Raw genomic sequence first — 14,746 nt, forward strand, 5'->3', positions numbered from 1 at the left:
GGAAACGGAGAAACAGGCTCGACAGGCGGCGGGGGCGCGGCTCGAGCGTCGCTAGACCGGAACCTTGAACTCGGAGGCGAAGGCGGCCAGTTGCGGCCGCAGACTGGTCGCTCCCTCGGGCGAGGCCAGCATCCAGTCGAGCCGCTCGCGGAGCTTGCCGGTGTCGAGCGCCCGGAGCATGGCCCGGATCGGGCCGATCGAAGCCGCCGACATCGAGAAGCCGCGATAGCCCAGGCCGATCAGCGCCATCGCCTCCAGCGGCTTGCCCCCCATCTCGCCGCAGACCGTCACGGGGCAGTCGGATTCCGTCGCTGCCTCGACGATCCGGCGAAGCGCCCGCAAGGCTCCGACGCCGAGCGGATCGAACCGGTCGGCCACGCGCTTGTTCTCGCGGTCGGCGGCGAAGAGAAACTGCATCAGGTCGTTGGTGCCGATCGACAGGAAGTCGGCCTCCCGAGCGATCTCCGGCAACTCGAACAGCAGCGACGGCACCTCGACCATCACCCCTACCCGCAGATCGCGCGGCGGAGCGACGCCCTGCTTCTCCAGCATCGCCTGCTCGCGATGCAGGATCATGCGGGCGCGGCGGAATTCGTCCGTGGTCGCCACCATGGGCAGCATGATCTTGAGGTCGCGGCCCGCCCCGGCCCGCAGCATCGCCCGCATCTGCGCCCGCAGCAGGCGCGGCTTGTCGAGGCCGATGCGGATCGCCCGCCAGCCCAGCGCAGGGTTCTCCTCCTCGATGCGCTCCATATAGGGCAGCACCTTGTCGCCGCCGATATCGAGCGTGCGGAAGGTGACGGGGCGGTCCTGCGCCGCGTCGAGCACCGCGGCATAGAGCGCCTGCTGCTCGCTCGTGGTCGGCATGTGCTGGGCGACCATGAATTGCAGCTCGGTGCGGAACAGCCCCACGCCGGCCGCGGCGGTGGCGTCGAGGTTCGGCATGTCGACGATCAGCCCGGCATTGATCTGCAGCGTGATCGCGACGCCGTCCCTGGTGACGGAGGGCTGGGCCTTGAGCTTCTCGTACTGCTTCTGCTTGCGGGCCCTGAGCCGCGCCTTGTCCTTGTAGGCGTTCTCGACGTCGGGCTGGGGGCGGATCTGCACCTCGCCGGCCTGGCCGTCGACGATCACCGCATCGCCCGGCTGGACCAGCGCGGTCGCGTTGACGACCTCGCCCACCGCCGGAATGCCTAGCGCGCGCGCGACGATGGCGATGTGGCTGGTCGGCCCGCCCTCCTCCAGCACGAGGCCGCGCAGCCGCCCGCGATCGTAGTCGAGCAGCGCGGCGGGTCCCATCGAGCGCGCGACCAGAATGGCGTTCTCGGGCATCTCCTCCCGGGCGACGCCGTTGGCGCGGCCGGTCAGCGTGCGCAGCAGCCGGTTGGCGAGGTCGTCGAGATCGTGCAGGCGCTCCCGCAGATAGGGGTCGGTCTGGCGCAGCATCTTGGCGCGAGTATCGGACTGGACGCGCTCGACCGCCGCCTCGGCCGTCAGGCCGGTCATGACGACCTCGCGCATGCGGCGCAGCCAGCCCTGATCGTGGGCGAACATGCGGAAGGTTTCCAGAACCTCGCGGTGCTCGCCGGTATGGGCGACGTCGCCGCGCTCGATCAGCTCGTCGATCGAGGCGCGCATCTGGCCGATCGCATCCTCCAGACGCTTCACCTCGGCGGCCGGATTCTCGGCAATGAGGTTGGTGATCGCCACGCGCGGTTCGTGCAGCACGGCATGGCCGAGGCCGACGCCGTCGGCCAGCACGACGCCGACGCCATGGATCGGCCGGTCGAGGCCGATCGAGGAGCCGGGCAAGGCGAGCGACTTCAGCCCGCCGGCCGCGATCATCTCGGCCATGATCATGGCCGTGGTCTGGAGCGACTCGATCTCCTCCTCGCTGTAGACGCGGGAGGCGCGGTTCTGAATGACGAGCACGCCCATCACGGCGCCGCCGCGCAGGATCGGCACGCCGAGGAAAGAGCGGTAGATCTCCTCGCCCGTCTCTGGCCTGTAGGAGAAGGAGGGATGGGCCTGCGCGTCCGACAGGGCGAGCGGCTCGGCCTCGCTGGCGATCAGGCCGACGAGGCCCTCGCCGGCGCGCATCGTGGTCAGATGGACCGCTTCGCGGTTGAGGCCCTCGGTGGCGTAGAGTTCGAGCGAGCCATCGTCGCGCAGGACATAGACGGAGCAGACTTCGGCAACGAGGTTGCCGGCGATCAACACGACGAGACGGTCGAGCCGCTCCTGCGGACTGATCGACGCCGCCATCACCTCGCGGAGGCGGCGCAGCAGAACGCCCGGTCCCCCGAGAGCGCCTCGCATCGATCTCAGCCCTCCGCCAGCCTCCTCAGCCATCGACGACGCGATGCCTGCCCGGATCCTGAGTCGCCCACCCGGATCATTCCGCCTTCTAGCGACCAAAGGCAGCGTAGGGCAAGCCTGCTCGGACGGCAGCACGAGCCGGCAGGCCGCGAGCCGCCGTAAATGCCCGGCCGATCGGGCTTCAGTTGCGGACGATGGTGAGGCGTGCCTTGCTTTTCCCGTCCGTTCGGCGGGACGGCGGCTTGCCGGCCGGCGATGCTCCAGACCGGGTCTTTCCCTTCGCCGTGCCCGCTCCGGCTTTGGCGCGCCCGGCCGCGACCGCCTTGCCGCGAATCTCGATCGGCCAGGATCGCGGTTCTTCAGGCGCGTCGCGGGCGAGCGCGAGCGCGTCGAGATAGCGCTGCGTCCACCAGTCGATGTCGGTGGCCGCGATGGTCCGGTACAGCGCCTCGAACCGGCGGATGCGCTCGGATTTCGGCATCGCCAGGGCCGTGCGGATCGCGTCCCCGACTTCGTGGATGTCGTAGGGATTGACGATCAGCGCCTCACCCATCTGCTGCGCGGCGCCAGCGAAACGCGACAGCACGAGCACGCCCGGATCGGCCGGGTCCTGCGCCGCGACATATTCCTTGGCGACGAGGTTCATGCCGTCGCGCATGGGGGTGACGAGCCCGACCTGGGCGCGGCGGTAGAAACCGGCGAGCGCGCTGCGCGAATAAGCCTTCTTCACCACGCGGATCGGCGTCCAGTCGAACTCGCCGAGCTGGGCGTTGAGGCGGCCGGCGACCTCGTCCGACTGGCGGTCGAGCTCGGCATATTCGGGCACATCGCTGCGCGAGGGCGGCGCGATCTGCAGCATGCCAACGCGGCCGCGCTGGTCGGGATGGCTGCGCAGGAACTGCCCGAACGCCTCGAGCCGCTGAACGATGCCCTTGGAATAATCGAGCCGGTCCACGCCGATCACCAGCTTGCGCTCGCCGAGCGATTCCTTCGTCGCCCGCAAGGGTGTTGCCGCCTGCCGCACGGAGGCAGCGGCAAGCCGCCTGAAGGCGTCGACGTCGATGCCGATCGGGAAGGCGCGCACGACCGTCTTGCGCGTCCCGAGCCTTGCCGTTCCCGCCTCGGCACGGGCCCCGCAGAGCGACACAAGGCCGCCCATCAGGTTGCGGGCATCGACCTCGGTCTGCATGCCGATCAGGTCGTAGGAGGTCAGCGTCCGGATCAGCGTCGTGCTGAACGGCAGGGCGCCGAGGACATCGGCGGATGGCCACGGGATGTGATGGAAATAGCCGATCCGGTTGGAGATGCCGCGGCGGCGCAGCTCGGAGGCCAGCGGGATCAGGTGATAATCGTGGATCCAGATCACGTCGTCGGGCTGGATCAGCCCGGCGAGAGCGCGGGCAAAGCGGCGGTTGACGCCAAGATAGCCCATATAGTCGGCGCGGCTGAATTCGGTCAGGCCGAGCCTGTAATGCATGATCGGCCACAGCGCCCGGTTGGAGAAGCCGAGATAATAGCTCTGGCGCTCCGCCTCGCTGAGATCGGTCAGGGCGTAGGTGACATTGCCGCGCTGGACCTGCTTCACATCCTGTGCCGAGCCATCGCCGATCTTGCCGCTCCACCCGAACCAGAGGCCGCCACGCTGCTCCAAGGCCTCGCGCAGTGCGACCGCGAGCCCCCCCGCCGTCGCCTTCTCGTTGCGATCGGGTACGGTGACGCGGTTCGAGACAACGACAAGACGCATCTGGGCAACTGCTCCGGTACGAGGATGAGGGCGGAATTTCGTGCCCTGGCAGGAACAGAACGCCGCCGGGGACGTAATGTTTCCAAGGCTTGGCCGCATACGTGGCAGCGCGATGTCGGCTTTGCGACCCAGACAGGTCCTGCATGGTAGTCCGGGAGCCAAGCGGGACGATATGAGCTATGCTGTTGCCTGCGGACCGCATGAACAGGCAGCTCGGCCGCCGAGAGATCGAAAAGCCGTTCTTCTGCCGCGTTTAGCCTCAAGATGAAGAACGATGACGATATTTCGAGAACCAGATATTTCGACTGCCCACCCGGACATGGCCGCGGCAGGGCCGGAGATTGCTCTCTTCCTCGATTTCGACGGGACGCTCGTCGAGATCGCGCCCTCGCCGGACGATGTGAAGCTCGACCGCCGGGTGGCTCCGGCGCTCGACGCGCTGCGCCAGAGTCTCGGCGGCGCGCTGGCGCTCGTGTCGGGCCGGCCGATCTCCTTTCTGGACAAGACGCTCGAGCCGTACCGCTTCGACATCGCCGGCTTGCACGGCGCCCAGATCAGGCTCGGCGACACGCTTCGCTCGCAAGCCGACGAGCCGCCTCAGATCAACGAGGCGCTGCGCGATCTCGTCCGCTTCGCCAACAGCCATGTCGGCATCATCGTCGAAGACAAGCGCATCTCCATCGCGCTGCACTGGCGGCTGGCGCCGCACCTGCACGACGAAGCGCTGGACCTGATGCGACAGACCGCGGCGAAGCTCGGCCCGGCGGTCAGGCTGCAGGAGGGCAAGGCGGTCGCCGAGATCGTGCCGGCCGGCGCCAGCAAGGGCAACGCCATTTCCTGGCTGATGACGACGCCGCTCTATGCCGGGCGCCGCGCCGTCTTCATCGGCGACGACATCACCGACGAGGCCGGTTTCGAGGCCGTCAACGCGATGGGCGGCCTCTCGATCCGGATCGGCAGCGACCATGACAGCCGCGCGCAACTGAGGCTGGCGTCGCCGACCGCCCTCAGGCACATCCTGCTCGACGCCGCCGATAACGGCCGGCTGACCGCCGAGAGCTTTTCCCGGGACTGACTCGATGACTGTAACGACCACGGCCGCGGGGCAGCACTCTGCCTCGCTCGACCTCGGCGTGATCGGCAATTGCTCGATCGCCGCGCTCATCGACCGGCGCGCCCGGATCGTCTGGGGCTGTTTTCCGCGCTTCGACCGCGACCCGGTCTTCAGCGCGCTGATCGACAACGAGGCCGATGACGGGGATGCGGAGGCCGAGAAGGGGGTCTTCGGGATCGAGCTCATCGGCATGACGCGCTGCGAGCAGAGCTATCTGGACAACACCGCGATCCTGTCCTCCGTGCTCTCGGACGATCTGGGCAACGCGATCGAAATCCTCGATTTCGCGCCGCGCTTCCTGCGCTACGAGCGCTTCTTCCGCCCGCCGCAGCTGGTGCGGCGCGTGCGGCTGGTTTCCGGCCGGCCGCGCATCCGGGTCGTCGTGAAGCCCGCCCTCGGGATCGGCGAGGCCCCCGACGAGATCACCCGCGGCTCCAACCATGTCCGCTTCGTCGGCGCCGACCAGACGATCCGCCTGACGACCAACGCGCCGCTCTCCTATGTCGTGGAGGGCACGCCCTTCGCGGTGGACCACACCTATTCCTTCTTCATCGGCTCGGACGAGGCGCTCCGGGCCGAGATCGAGACCACCTCGCGCGAGTTCCTCGACAAGACGACGGATTACTGGCGCGACTGGGTGCGCTCGCTCTCCCTGCCCTTCGAGTACCAGAGCGAGGTGATCCGCGCCGCGATCACGCTGAAGCTCTGCTCCTTCGAGGAAACGGGCGCGATCGTGGCCGCGCTCACCACCTCGATCCCCGAGGCGCCCGGCACGCAGCGCAACTGGGACTACCGCTTTTGCTGGCTGCGCGACGCCTATTTCGTCGTCCACGCGCTCAACCGCCTGGGCACGACGCGAACGATGGAAGACTATCTCGGCTTCATCAAGAACATCGTCGACAGCTTTACGGAGAGCGGCGCCGAGCACCTGCCGCCGCTCTATCCGATCACGCGTGGCGGTACCCTGACCGAATTCGAGGCGGCGAACCTGTCAGGCTATCGCGGGCACCGGCCGGTGCGCTTCGGAAACGGGGCCGCGACCCAGATCCAGAACGACGGCTATGGCGCCGTCGTTCTGGCGGCGACGCATTCCTTCTTCGACAGGCGTCTGATCCAGCCCGGCAAGGAGGCGCTGTTCGCGCAGCTGGAGCATATGGGCGACAGGGCTCTCGCCGTCTTCGACAAGCCCGATGCCGGGCCATGGGAGCTGCGCGAGAAGGAGGCCGTGCATGCCTTCTCCAGCGTGATGTGCTGGGCGGCCTGCGACCGGCTGGCGAGGATCGCCGGAACGCTCGGCCGGGCCGACCGCAAGGATTACTGGAAGACCGAGGCCAAGCGGCTGAAGGCGACCATCGCGGCGCGGATCTGGAACGACGCCAAGGGCCATTTCGTCTCGACCTTCGACGGAGAGGACCTCGACGCCACGCTGCTGCTGCTGGCCGAACTCGGCTTCGTCAAAGCGGACGATTCCCGTTTCATCGCCACCGTCGACGCCATCGGACGCGACCTGAAGCGTGGCGACCTCTTGCTGCGCTACGCGACGCAGGACGATTTCGGCTACATGCACACCGGATTCCTGATCTGCGCCTTCTGGTATGTCGATGCGCTGAACGCCATCGGGCGAAGCGAGGAGGCCAAGGAACTCTTCGGCCGCATCCTTCAGCGCCGCAACAGCTTCGGCCTGCTCTCGGAAGACGCAGACCTCAAGACCGGCGAGCTCTGGGGCAATTTCCCGCAGACCTATTCCCATGTCGGCCTGATCAACTGCGCGATGCGGCTGAGCCGGAACTGGGAAGAGGCGTTCTGAACGTTAACCTCCGTCATTGCGAGGCGCGAAGCGAGGAAGCAATCCAGGGGTGTCGAGCGAGACATTCTGGATTGCTTCGCTGCGCTCGCAATGACGGCCCGGCTCACTCAACCTTCGCGGCCGCCCGCATCACGGCCAGGGCCAGTGTCTGCGCCGCGGGCACGAGGCTCTCCACCTCCAGGAACTCGTCCGGCGTATGCGCCATGCCGCCGGTCGGGCCGACGCTGCACAGCGTCGGCGTGCCCTGCGCGGCGGTGAAGCCGGAATCGGCGCAGCCGCCGGTGAATTCGGCGACGACGTCGATGCCGAAGCTGGAAGCGGCCTCGCGATAGGTGTCGTAGAGCGCGGCCGATTCCGGGGAGCGCTCCAGCGGCAGGAACTCCCCCTTGATCGTCAGAGCCGCACGCGTGCCGGCGACCTCCGGGGTCTCCACGATCGCCCTGATCTTGCCGACCATCTCGTCGCGCTGGGCAGCGGTGACATAGCGCAGATCGATCTCGCACCAGGCGCTGGGGGCGATGGTGTTGACGGTCTGGCCGCCGCCGATCAGCCCGACATTGACGGTGATGCCCTTCTCCAGATCGGTCAGGCCCTGGAGCTTGGGGATCTTGTGGCCGAGATCGACGATGGCCGAGGCGCCCTTCTCGTAGTTGGCGCCCGAATGGGCCGGCTTTCCGGTGAAGTCGGCGCGCATGAAGACCCCGCCCTTGCGCCCGCTGGTAACCGACTGGCGCTTGTCGGCGGCCGATGAGGCGCCGGCCGGCAGGCGGCTGGGCTCGGCATTGAAGACGCAGCGGGATTCGCGCGCCGCGGCCTCGATGACCGGCCGGGACGAGGGCGAGCCGATTTCCTCGTCGCTGGTCGTCAACATGGTGAGCGGGGCGGCCAGCCCGCCGCATTCGGCGAAGGCGGCGGCGACGAAGGCCTCGATCACCAGGCCGCCCTTCATGTCGGCGACACCCGGGCCATAGGCGCGCGCGCCCTTGATGGTGAAGGGCCTGCGCGCTGGCTCGCCCTGAGGGAAGACCGTGTCGCGATGGCCGAGGAGCAGCACAGGGCGCTGGTCGTTGGCGGCAGGATTGGCGAGACGCGCCTTGACCGCATCGCCATAGCGGCTGTCGGGCAGGATCTCGACGGCGAGCCCGTTCGCCTCGTGGAACCTGGCGATCACGGCGCCGGCCCGGTCGACGCCCGCCTTGTCGTAGGAGCCGGAGTCGGTATCGACCAACTCGCGCAGCAGCGCGATCATGCCTTCCTTGCGGCTGGCGAGCCAGTCGACGACCTTCTTTTCGGCAGGGGTAAGCGACACGGGGGCAGGCTCCTGATGGATGATGCGGAAGCGTAGACCGGTTCCATGAGGAACTGAACACCTCTCCGTGCCTGCCGTCATTGCGAGCGAAGCGAGGCAATCCAGAAGAACCGGGCGAACGCCGAGCCCCGTTCTTCTGCAGTCCTTCGTCGGCTGCGCCGCCTCGCCATGGCACGGCGCGCTGCCCTGGGACGAAAAGGGCCGCGGCTTTCGCCGCGGCCCGATCAACTGCCCGCTGAGGCCGAGCTTACTCCGCCGCTTCCTGCGGGGTCGCCGGGGTCACCGAGATCGCCGGGCGGGCCTTGCCGTCGGCCTTGGCGAGCGCGCGGCGCACGCCGTTGCCGTAATCCGGATGCACCCTGTCGAAATGCGCGAGCTGGCGCTCCTCGATCTCCTGCGGGATGCCGCCCATCGCCGCGGCGATGTTGGCGAAGAGGCGCTCCTTCTGGCCGGCGTCGAACAGCTCGAACAGCGCGCGCGGCTGGCTGTAGTCGTCATTGCCGATGCGGTGGTTGTAGCGGTCCGCATCGCCCGAGATCCGCAGCGGCGGCTCCTTGGCGGAGGGCGCCTCGACGGGGCCGCCGAAGGAGTTCGGCTCGTAATAAGCATTCGGGTTGCCCGTCTTGATGCCGCCATAGACGTTCATCTGCCCGTCGCGGTGGTAGTGATGCACCGGGCATTTCGGCTGGTTGACAGGGATCGTCTCGTAATGCGTGCCGAGCCGGTGGCGATGGGCGTCGGCATAGGAGAAGATGCGCGCCTGCAGCATCTTGTCCGGCGAGAAGCCGATACCGGGGACGATGTTCGACGGCGAGAAGGCGGCGTTCTCGACCTCGGTGAAATAGTTCTCCGGGTTGCGGTTCAGCTCCATCACGCCGATGTCGATCGGCGGGTACTCGCCATGCGGCCAGACCTTGGTCAGGTCGAAGGGGTTGTAGGAGGTCTTCTCGGCGTCCAGTTCGGGCATGATCTGGACCTGGACCTTCCACTTCGGGAATTCACCGCGCTCAAGCGCGTTGTAGAGGTCCTCCTGCGTGGACTCGCGGGTCCTGCCGATGACCTTCTCGGCTTCCTCGTTGGTCCAGTGCTTGTGGCCCTGCATCGTCTTGAAGTGGAACTTCACCCAATAGCGCTCGCCATTGTCGTTCCAGAACGAATAGGTGTGCGAGCCGTAGCCGTTGATGTGGCGCACATCGGTCGGCAGGCCGCGATCCGACATCAGGATCGTCACCTGATGCAGGCTCTCGGGGCTCAGCGACCAGAAATCCCACATCGCGGTCGGCGAGCGCATGTTGGTCTTGGGGTGGCGCTTCTGGGTGTGGATGAAGTCGGGGAACTTCACCGGGTCGCGGACGAAGAAGACCGGGGTGTTGTTGCCGACGAGGTCCCAATTGCCTTCCGGCGTGTAGAACTTGATGGCGAAGCCGCGCACGTCGCGCTCGGCGTCGGCAGCGCCCATTTCGCCGGCCACGGTCGAGAAGCGCAGCAGCAGCGGAGTCTCGGCGCCCGGCTGGAGCGCCTTGGCCTTGGTGTATTTCGAGATGTCGCCGGTGATCTTCAGCGTGCCATAGGCACCCCAGCCCTTGGCATGGACGGCGCGCTCGGGAATGCGCTCGCGGTTCTGGTGGGCGAGCTTCTCGATCAGCTGGTAGTCCTGCAGCAGCACTGGGCCGCGCGAGCCGGCCGTGATCGAGTTCTGGTTGTCCGGGATCGGCGCGCCGGCCGAGGTCGTCATGGTGGCGCCAGCTTGCGGGTTCTTCGGATCATAGGCGGACATGAGGACTCTCCCTTCCAGAAAAGCGATGTGCAGCGCCGTAAGGCGCCTCGGCTTGGAATTGGAGGAACTAACAATCCTTTGTGACGACAATGTCCAATACCGTTTACGGCCATCCACGATAAGTTTATCAAATCACCGATGATCACCTTGAAGCAGTTGCGCTATTTCGCGGCGCTGGGTCGCCAGCGGCATTTCGGCCGCGCCGCTCAGGAGTGCCATGTCAGTCAGCCGGCCCTGTCGCTCCAGATCCAGGAGCTGGAGGCGGAGCTTGGCTGCCAACTCGTGGAGCGGCGGCGAGGAGCCGTCGCGCTGACCGAGATGGGCGCCGAGATCGCCGAACGCGCCCAGCGCATCCTGCTGGAGGCGAGCGACCTCGTCGATCACGCGCGCCAGCGGCGCGGCACGCTCGATGGACCGCTCGATCTCGGCGTCATTCCCTCGATCGCGCCCTATCTGTTGCCGGCCACCCTGCCCCTGCTGCAGAAGCGGCATCCCGCGCTGCAATTGAGATTGCGAGAGACGCAAACGGCGACGCTGCTGGACGAGCTCGCCGAGGGACGGCTCGACGTCGCGCTGCTCTCCCTGCCGATCGAGCGCGCCGGCATCGCCACGCTCCCGCTCTTCGACGACCCGTTCCTGCTCGCGGTCCCGCAGACGCCGCAGGCGCATCTCCCACCGCTCGATCCGCGCGCCGGCATCACGGGCGAAACCCTGCTGCTGCTGGAAGAGGGGCATTGCCTGCGCGACCAGGCGCTGAGCGTCTGCGGCGCCGTGCCCGGCGGCTCGCGGCGCCAATATGGCGCCTCCAGTCTCTCGACGATCATGCAGATGGTGGCCAACGGCTTCGGCACGACCCTGATGCCGGCCATGGCTCTGCCGGTGGAGTTCCGGCCCGACATGCCAGTGAAGCTCTTCCGTTTCGCCTCTCCCGGCCCCAGCCGCTCCATCGGCCTTGCCTGGCGGCGCAATTCGGCGCGCCGGGCGGATTTCGAGGCGCTGGGCGCGGTGCTGTCGGAGGTCGGACAAGCCCTGACCGCACGCTCTCCGGCCGCGGCGGAAGACGATGTGGTGGCGCTCCCCGTCTAGCGGGCGCTCAGGCCAGCCCTGCCAGCCAGACCAGCACATAGCCCGCCGTCCCAACGGCCATCGGCACCAGCGGATTGACCTTCGAGCGATAGGTCACGAGCGCGGTCGCAGCCGTGATCGCGTAACCGAACAGGCCCGCATCGGCGGCCAGGGTCGCGACCGCGCCGCTCGCCAGCATCAGACCGAGGGCGATGGGGACCAGCGCCAGCGTGACGATCCTCACTGCGCCATTGTCGCTCCAGCGCCGCAAGCCCCGGCCGCAGGCGAGCGCCAGCAGCGAGGACGGCACCAGCATCGCCAGCGTCGCCACGAGCAGGCCCGGCGTTCCGGCAACCTGCCAGCCGATGATGCTGGCCAGCATGACGTTCGGGCCCGGCGCCGTCTGGGCGATGGCGAAGAGCCGCGCGAACGTCGGCGCGTCCATCCAGGCCAGAAGATCGACGACCTGCCGGTGTATCTCCGGCACCACCGCATTGGCGCCGCCGATCGCCATGAGGGAGATCGTGCCGAAGGTGACGGCGAGTTGGGTGAAGACGCCCCGCTGCATCAGCGGCGCCTCGCCGCAAAGGTCGCCGCCGCCAGGCCGAGCGGCACGAGCACGAGCAAGGAGGGCAGCATCGGCAGCCGCAGCACGCCGACCGCGAGGAAGGCCGCGGCCGCCATCCCCCAGCCCCAGGGGGCGAGCCCGGCACGGCTCATCAGCCGCAGGGCGGTGCCGAGGATCAGGCCGGCGGCGCTGGCGGCGGCGCCCGTCAGTGCGACCTGCGTCAGCGGATGGGAGGAGAAGGCGTCATAGATATTGGCAAGCGCCACCAGCGACAGCAGCGGCATCGCCATCAACGCGAAGACACAGGCGAGCGCGCCGGGCACTCCCCGGAAGCGGTCGCCCAGCACCACGGCGGCATTGACGGTGTTGGCACCGGGCAAGGCCTGGCAGATGCCCATCAGCTCGGCATAGGCGCGATCATCCAGCCAGCCGCGCTCGGCGACGATGATATGGCGCGCGATGGGCCCGACGCCACCGAAGCCCATCAGGCCGATCTTCAGAAAGCCGGTGAAGAGAGCGGGCAACGAAGGCGGCCCGGCCTGGGCGGCTTGCGGCATCTGGGGCATGGGCGGGAGGTCCGATGGGCTCGGCCGCTTGGACCATGGCCCGCCATCCTCCGCAACGGTGTACCCCGCATGGCTGCTCGCGGGTAGGCACGGCCACCGGGACGGAACCCTGGAGGCTGCCGCACCGTTACCGTCAGCCCATCCTGAGAGACATCATGTCGCTGTTCAGCCGCGTCCTCTACATCGTGATTTCGCTCACGCTGCTTTGCGCCTCCGTCACCCTGATCGGGGTCGCCGTCTGGCGCGCGGCCGCAAGCTTCCTCGCCGGCGAAGCGGCGCTGGAGACGATGCTCGACGGCATCGGGCTCATCATCATCGCGGTCGCGGTCGCCGATGTGGGGAAGTTCCTTTACGAGGAGGAGGTCGTCTCCGATCGCGAGTTGCGGCGCCCCTCGGAAGCGCGCGGCTCGCTGACCAAGTTCATGACGATCATGATCGTGGCGCTCTCGCTGGAGTCGCTGGTGCTGATCGCCAAGACCTCGCGCGAGACGATGGGCAACATCGTCTATCCCGGCCTGCTCATGTCGATCGCCGTCCTGGCTTTGGTGGGGCTCGGGCTGTTCCAGCGGCTCAGCCAGTCCACCACGGCCAGTGTCTCGCCCGAGCTGGATGAAAAGGACGAGGAGGGAGAGAGGAAGGAGCCGCCGCGGCGCGAGGAACGGCGCTAGAGGCGCCCCGAGCAGCAGCGTCAGCGCGGCTCGTCGACCAGGAACAGATCGGTGTCCTCCGGCCTGGCACCGGCTGCCGTCAGCATCGCATGGATCTGCCCGCGGTGATGCGCCTGATGGTTGAAGAGATGAGCGATGACGAAGCCCCGCGGCTTGCCGATCTCGCGACCGGCCGAGCCGGAATACCAGATCAGGGTTCCGCGCAGCCAGTCGGCGCCGACCGTCGCGGCCCAATCGAGGATCGCCTGATCGCGCTGGCGCCGGCGGGCACAGAAATGGGTCCAGCCCTCGAAATAGCTGGCTGAATCGCGCCCGCCGACCGAAGGCTTTTCCGAGCCGGTCAGGCGGCTCAGCCAGACCTCGTCCGCCCAGAGGAGATGGTTGAACGTGCCGTGGATCGACCTGAAGAAGGCGCCCCGGTCGAGCTTGCGGGCCTCGTCGCCGAGTGCCTCGGCCGCCGCCATCAGGCTCGCATTCTGCCAGGCATTGTAGCGGGCCATGGTGCGGACGAATTCGGGATCGACCATGGCCGGCTCCTCTCAGATGATGTTGGCCTCCGCGAGCGGCCGCCCCGCCAGGATGCGCGCGTGCCCGAGATCGGCAAGGTCGAGCGAGCGATAGCCGCCATGCGCGATGTGCTCGGCAAGCCCGCGCCCGACGGCCGGAGATTGCTGCAGGCCATGGCCGGAGAAGCCGTTGGCGAGATAGAGGTTCGGCATGCCGACCGCGGGGCCGACGATGGCGTTGTGGTCGAGCCCGCACATATCGTAGGGGCCGGCCCAGGCACGGCCCGGCCTGATCTGCTCGAAGGCGGGGATGCGATGCGCGAGCGGCATCCACACCGCCTCCTCGAAGAAGGGCCAGTCGACATCCTCGACGGTCGGATCGGTCTCGACCCATTCGACATCCTGCTCCGGCGTCAGCGGCGAGCAGGATCCGATGAAGAGCTGCCCTTCGGCCGTGCGCTGCCCCTCGGGCCGGCACCACGCGCCCGTCGTATCGATCAGCAGCGGGCAGTTCCCGACATCGCCCTTGCAGGTGAAGGTGAAGATGTAGCGCTTCATCGACTTCACGGGGATGTCGATGCCGGCGGTGGCGGCCAGCCGGGCGCCATGGGTGCCGCTCGCGTTCACCACGGCCCCGCAGGCGATGCGGCTGCCGTCGGCCAGTTCGACAGCCGTGACGCGGCCGCCTTCGGTGACGTAGCTGATGACCTCTCCCTGCCGATAGTCGACGCCGAGGCTGCGGGCCTTCTTGCGAAAGGCTTGCAGCAGCGCCCAGCCGTCGAACCAGCCTTCACCGCTGACGCCATAGGTGCCGCAGGCAAGGTCGTCGGTGTTCAGCCAGGGGAATTTGCTGCGCAGCATATCTGCAGCATAAAGCGCGATGTCCGCACCCTCCTGCTGCTGAAGTCGCTGGTTGGCCTCGAGTATTTTCGCGCCGTCCGCATCGGCGAGATAGAGATAGCCGCCCTCGTGCAGGTCGATGGCCGGGACCTCGCCATCGACGGCGAGATGTTCCCCGATGCTGCGCAGGAACCCGATGCCATGCAGCGAGATGCGGATGTTCACAGCGCTGGAGAACTGCTGGCGGATCGAGGCGGCCGAGAGCGCCGAAGCCGAGTAGCGATAGGTCGGGTCCTTCTCGATCACCACGACCTTGCCGGAGAAGCCCGGGTCGGCGGCAAGGTGATAGGCCACCGACGAGCCGATCGCGGCCCCGCCGCAGATGACGACGTCGGCGGTCTCGGAGACGGGCGGCATGGGTGGCCTCGGGAGCGGTTGGTGACTTTGGCGCATGAATGACGCG

Annotated in this window: 12 protein-coding genes; 4 read left to right on the forward strand and 8 right to left on the reverse strand. The window is 67.8% G+C overall.

Features of this window, described 5'->3' with window-relative positions:
* Positions 1 to 51: 51 nt before the first annotated feature.
* Positions 52 to 2,319, reverse strand: coding sequence for a phosphoenolpyruvate--protein phosphotransferase (gene ptsP / locus BW981_RS04560; protein WP_076436526.1), 2,268 nt, complete (start codon positions 2,317 to 2,319; stop codon positions 52 to 54).
* Between the two features lie 181 nt (positions 2,320 to 2,500).
* Positions 2,501 to 4,063 (reverse strand): alpha,alpha-trehalose-phosphate synthase (UDP-forming), encoded by a 1,563-nt coding sequence (otsA, locus tag BW981_RS04565; RefSeq protein WP_076436528.1) that lies wholly within the window; start codon positions 4,061 to 4,063, stop codon positions 2,501 to 2,503.
* Between the two features lie 274 nt (positions 4,064 to 4,337).
* On the opposite strand from otsA, the gene otsB reads away from it, so the two are divergent.
* Positions 4,338 to 5,138 (forward strand): trehalose-phosphatase, encoded by an 801-nt coding sequence (gene otsB / locus BW981_RS04570; RefSeq protein ID WP_244560209.1) that lies wholly within the window; start codon positions 4,338 to 4,340, stop codon positions 5,136 to 5,138.
* A 4-nt stretch (positions 5,139 to 5,142) separates the two neighbouring features.
* Complete coding sequence (locus tag BW981_RS04575; RefSeq protein WP_076436531.1) at positions 5,143 to 6,984, forward strand: glycoside hydrolase family 15 protein; 1,842 nt, start codon at positions 5,143 to 5,145, stop codon at positions 6,982 to 6,984.
* A gap of 103 nt (positions 6,985 to 7,087) precedes the next feature.
* Here the strand turns inward: BW981_RS04575 and BW981_RS04580 are convergent, their stop codons facing one another.
* Positions 7,088 to 8,233, reverse strand: a complete 1,146-nt coding sequence (locus BW981_RS04580) for a M20 family metallopeptidase (protein ID WP_076436863.1) — start codon at positions 8,231 to 8,233, stop codon at positions 7,088 to 7,090.
* A 307-nt stretch (positions 8,234 to 8,540) separates the two neighbouring features.
* A complete protein-coding gene (gene katA / locus BW981_RS04585; RefSeq protein ID WP_076436533.1) occupies positions 8,541 to 10,070 on the reverse strand; it encodes a catalase KatA in 1,530 nt (509 codons plus the stop codon).
* Positions 10,071 to 10,208: 138 nt separating this feature from the next.
* On the opposite strand from katA, the gene BW981_RS04590 reads away from it, so the two are divergent.
* Complete coding sequence (locus BW981_RS04590) at positions 10,209 to 11,156, forward strand: hydrogen peroxide-inducible genes activator (RefSeq protein ID WP_076436534.1); 948 nt, start codon at positions 10,209 to 10,211, stop codon at positions 11,154 to 11,156.
* A 7-nt stretch (positions 11,157 to 11,163) separates the two neighbouring features.
* Here the strand turns inward: BW981_RS04590 and BW981_RS04595 are convergent, their stop codons facing one another.
* Together BW981_RS04595 and BW981_RS04600 are read right to left on the reverse strand one after the other, a co-directional pair.
* Positions 11,164 to 11,703, reverse strand: a complete 540-nt coding sequence (locus tag BW981_RS04595) for a chromate transporter (protein ID WP_076436536.1) — start codon at positions 11,701 to 11,703, stop codon at positions 11,164 to 11,166.
* Positions 11,703 to 12,269 carry a chromate transporter gene (locus BW981_RS04600; RefSeq protein ID WP_076436537.1) on the reverse strand — a complete coding sequence of 189 codons (567 nt, stop codon included), beginning with the start codon at positions 12,267 to 12,269 and terminating at the stop codon, positions 11,703 to 11,705. Before BW981_RS04600 ends, BW981_RS04595 begins: the two co-directional genes overlap by 1 nt.
* Positions 12,270 to 12,424: 155 nt before the next feature.
* Between BW981_RS04600 and BW981_RS04605 the strand changes: the two genes are divergently transcribed.
* Complete coding sequence (locus BW981_RS04605; RefSeq protein WP_076436539.1) at positions 12,425 to 12,937, forward strand: hypothetical protein; 513 nt, start codon at positions 12,425 to 12,427, stop codon at positions 12,935 to 12,937.
* A 20-nt stretch (positions 12,938 to 12,957) separates the two neighbouring features.
* Here BW981_RS04605 and BW981_RS04610 read toward each other — a convergent pair whose 3' ends face one another.
* The gene (locus tag BW981_RS04610; protein ID WP_076436541.1) at positions 12,958 to 13,464 is read right to left on the reverse strand and encodes a DinB family protein; all 507 of its coding nucleotides are present in this window, start codon (positions 13,462 to 13,464) and stop codon (positions 12,958 to 12,960) included.
* Positions 13,465 to 13,476: 12 nt separating this feature from the next.
* Entirely contained in the window at positions 13,477 to 14,700 is a 1,224-nt protein-coding gene (locus BW981_RS04615) for an NAD(P)/FAD-dependent oxidoreductase (RefSeq protein WP_076436543.1), read from the reverse strand.
* Positions 14,701 to 14,746 lie beyond the last annotated feature (46 nt).

The sequence above is a fragment of the Allobosea sp. TND4EK4 genome (genome assembly GCF_900156025.1).
Taxonomy (GTDB): Bacteria; Pseudomonadota; Alphaproteobacteria; order Rhizobiales; family Beijerinckiaceae; genus Allobosea.

Excerpts from the sequence above, each read along its gene's own strand:
- ptsP (WP_076436526.1), bottom strand. The coding sequence starts at position 2,319 with ATGCGAGGCGCTCTCGGGGGACCGGGCGTTCTGCTGCGCCGCCTCCGC.
- otsA (WP_076436528.1), bottom strand. The coding sequence starts at position 4,063 with ATGCGTCTTGTCGTTGTCTCGAACCGCGTCACCGTACCCGATCGCAAC.
- otsB (WP_244560209.1), top strand. The coding sequence starts at position 4,338 with ATGACGATATTTCGAGAACCAGATATTTCGACTGCCCACCCGGACATG.
- BW981_RS04575 (WP_076436531.1), top strand. The coding sequence starts at position 5,143 with ATGACTGTAACGACCACGGCCGCGGGGCAGCACTCTGCCTCGCTCGAC.
- BW981_RS04580 (WP_076436863.1), bottom strand. The coding sequence starts at position 8,233 with ATGATCGCGCTGCTGCGCGAGTTGGTCGATACCGACTCCGGCTCCTAC.
- katA (WP_076436533.1), bottom strand. The coding sequence starts at position 10,070 with ATGTCCGCCTATGATCCGAAGAACCCGCAAGCTGGCGCCACCATGACG.
- BW981_RS04590 (WP_076436534.1), top strand. The coding sequence starts at position 10,209 with ATGATCACCTTGAAGCAGTTGCGCTATTTCGCGGCGCTGGGTCGCCAG.
- BW981_RS04595 (WP_076436536.1), bottom strand. The coding sequence starts at position 11,703 with ATGCAGCGGGGCGTCTTCACCCAACTCGCCGTCACCTTCGGCACGATC.
- BW981_RS04600 (WP_076436537.1), bottom strand. The coding sequence starts at position 12,269 with ATGCCCCAGATGCCGCAAGCCGCCCAGGCCGGGCCGCCTTCGTTGCCC.
- BW981_RS04605 (WP_076436539.1), top strand. The coding sequence starts at position 12,425 with ATGTCGCTGTTCAGCCGCGTCCTCTACATCGTGATTTCGCTCACGCTG.
- BW981_RS04610 (WP_076436541.1), bottom strand. The coding sequence starts at position 13,464 with ATGGTCGATCCCGAATTCGTCCGCACCATGGCCCGCTACAATGCCTGG.
- BW981_RS04615 (WP_076436543.1), bottom strand. The coding sequence starts at position 14,700 with ATGCCGCCCGTCTCCGAGACCGCCGACGTCGTCATCTGCGGCGGGGCC.